Here is a 2154-nt window from a genome sequence, read left to right on the forward strand (position 1 = left end):
GATAGAGCGATCTGCATTCCCATTGACGAGGTAAAGAAAGGTGACAAAATAGTTGTGGGTGAGAAAGGAGTCAAAGTCGTTCCCCCGGAGAGACCGAGGAAGTACTCCCCGTTCCAGTTCATGGGCGGAAGTGTCTCTTCAGAAAGACCGACCGAGGAGATAATAGAAATAATAGCGAGGGAGATAATCGAGCTTAAAAAGAAGGGTGGAAAGATTGCGGTCGTAGCTGGACCGGCCGTGAACCATACCGGTGCGAGAGAGGCTCTTGCTGCGATGATAAGAGACGGATACGTCGATCTGCTTCTCTCGGGAAACGCTTTAGCAGTCCACGACATTGAAGCTTCCCTCTTCGGCACATCCCTCGGAATGGATCTTCACACGGGAAGACCCGTGCCGGGAGGGAACAGACACCACCTATACACGATAAGCAAGATAATAGCAGTTGGAGGAATAAAAAGGGCTGTCGAACTTGGAATAGTTAAGGATGGAATAATGTACGAGTGCATTAAGAACAACGTACCCTTCATCTTAGCCGGATCGATCAGAGACGATGGACCTCTTCCGGAAGTTATCACCGACGTCATGAAAGCTAAGAAGGCTATGAAGGAAGCTCTGAGAGGCATAGACATGGTTCTAATGCTTGCAACGACTTTACACAGCATAGCCGTAGGGAATCTCCTACCCTCTACAGTAAAAACGATATGTGTTGACATAAATCCGGCTACCGTGACGAAGCTCATGGATAGAGGAACTGCCCAAGCCATTGGAGTGGTAACGGATGTCGGGCTGTTCCTGCCCAAGCTTTACGAAAAGCTAACGGAGTTGAGAGAATGAAAACGTATGCAGAGGCTGGAGTTGACATAAAAAAGGAAGAAAGAGCAGTAAAAAGCCTCGTTTCCGCGTTAAAATTCAAGAGAGAAGGTTTTGGAAAAGTCGTTTTGACGAATCATTTTGCAAGCGTCATCGATGTAGGGTTTTTACTTGCGATAACAACCGACGGGGTTGGAACGAAGATAAAAGTTGCAGAGGCTATGAGGAATTTCAGGACTATAGGAATTGACTGCGTAGCGATGAACGCAAACGATCTAATGGCTGTAGGGGCTGAGCCGATAGCTATGGTCGATTACATAGCAACCAATAGCCCGGATGAGAAAGTAATGGAAGAGATAGGAATAGGACTGAACGAGGGTTGCAAAATAGCAAACATGTCTTTGATAGGCGGAGAGACCGCAACATTGGATTTCGTTAAAGGATGGGACCTTTCCGGAACGGCTATAGGGATAGTAAGGAAGCTGATAACCGGAGAAAAAATCGTTGAGGGAGATGTCATCTACGCCTTCCCGAGTAACGGGATTCACAGCAACGGATTGACTTTAGCAAGAAAACTCATCGAATCTTCAGGTTTAAGCTACTTCGACAAGTTTGAGGACAGAACGATAGGAGAAGAACTTCTCAAGCCGACGAGAATTTACGTTGAAACTCTCGAAATTATAGAAAAGTTCGAGGTGCACGGAATAGCGAACATAACCGGCGGAGGTCTGTTAAATCTGAAAAGGCTGAAGGACGTGAAGTTCGTGATAGACAAGCCCCTCAAACCTCAAAAAATATTCGAGTTCCTCCAGAGGTTGGGAGAAATAGACACGAAAGAGATGTATAGAACTTTTAACATGGGTATGGGATACATGCTTATCCTTCCCGAGGAGGATGCGAAGGAGCTGGAAAGGAAATACGACGGTAAAATTGTAGGCTACGTTGAGGAAGGGGAAGGAGTTTACCTCAAAGATTTAAGGATAGACGATTAACTCAAAAGTATTTTGACGATATTTCTCCAAATTTTCATCCCCACATCCCTGTTAGCTCCGCCACCATCTATAAGGACATATCTCCCTTCGCAAACCTCCTCAGCCAAGTTCTTAACTTCCTTAGCAAGTTTGGGAAAGAACTCATCGCTCAAGCCCAAACTACCGTAGTCGTATTTATGAGTGTCGTGTCCGAAGAAGTGAAGTATCATTTCCGGCTCGAATTTCTCTATAATGCCGAATGTATCCAAAACTCTTTCAAGGTATTCCTCATCCCCATCAACATCGCTCACCCTCACGCAGATCTTAGTTCCTCCGTCTTCGACGGTGTTGTTCCAGCAAAAGCAAAGGTGTA

At 45.7% G+C, this 2154-nt stretch carries 2 protein-coding genes and 1 pseudogene; 2 read left to right on the forward strand and 1 reads right to left on the reverse strand.

Annotation, left to right across the window (positions count from 1 at the left end; translation table 11 throughout):
• Both F7C14_RS03575 and purM read left to right on the forward strand, forming a co-directional pair.
• On the forward strand, positions 1 to 834 hold an 834-nt coding region (locus F7C14_RS03575), incomplete at its 5' end, for a TIGR00300 family protein (protein ID WP_290900010.1).
• Positions 831 to 1802 carry a phosphoribosylformylglycinamidine cyclo-ligase gene (purM, locus tag F7C14_RS03580; protein ID WP_290900012.1) on the forward strand — a complete coding sequence of 324 codons (972 nt, stop codon included), beginning with the start codon at positions 831 to 833 and terminating at the stop codon, positions 1800 to 1802. The genes F7C14_RS03575 and purM, both read left to right, overlap by 4 nt.
• Here the strand turns inward: purM and F7C14_RS03585 are convergent.
• A pseudogene (locus F7C14_RS03585) lies at positions 1799 to 2154 on the reverse strand (hypothetical protein); the annotation flags it as partial. The gene purM and the pseudogene F7C14_RS03585 sit on opposite strands and share 4 nt — an antisense overlap.

The organism is Ferroglobus sp. (genome assembly GCF_015521575.1).
Classification (GTDB): domain Archaea; phylum Halobacteriota; class Archaeoglobi; order Archaeoglobales; family Archaeoglobaceae; genus Ferroglobus.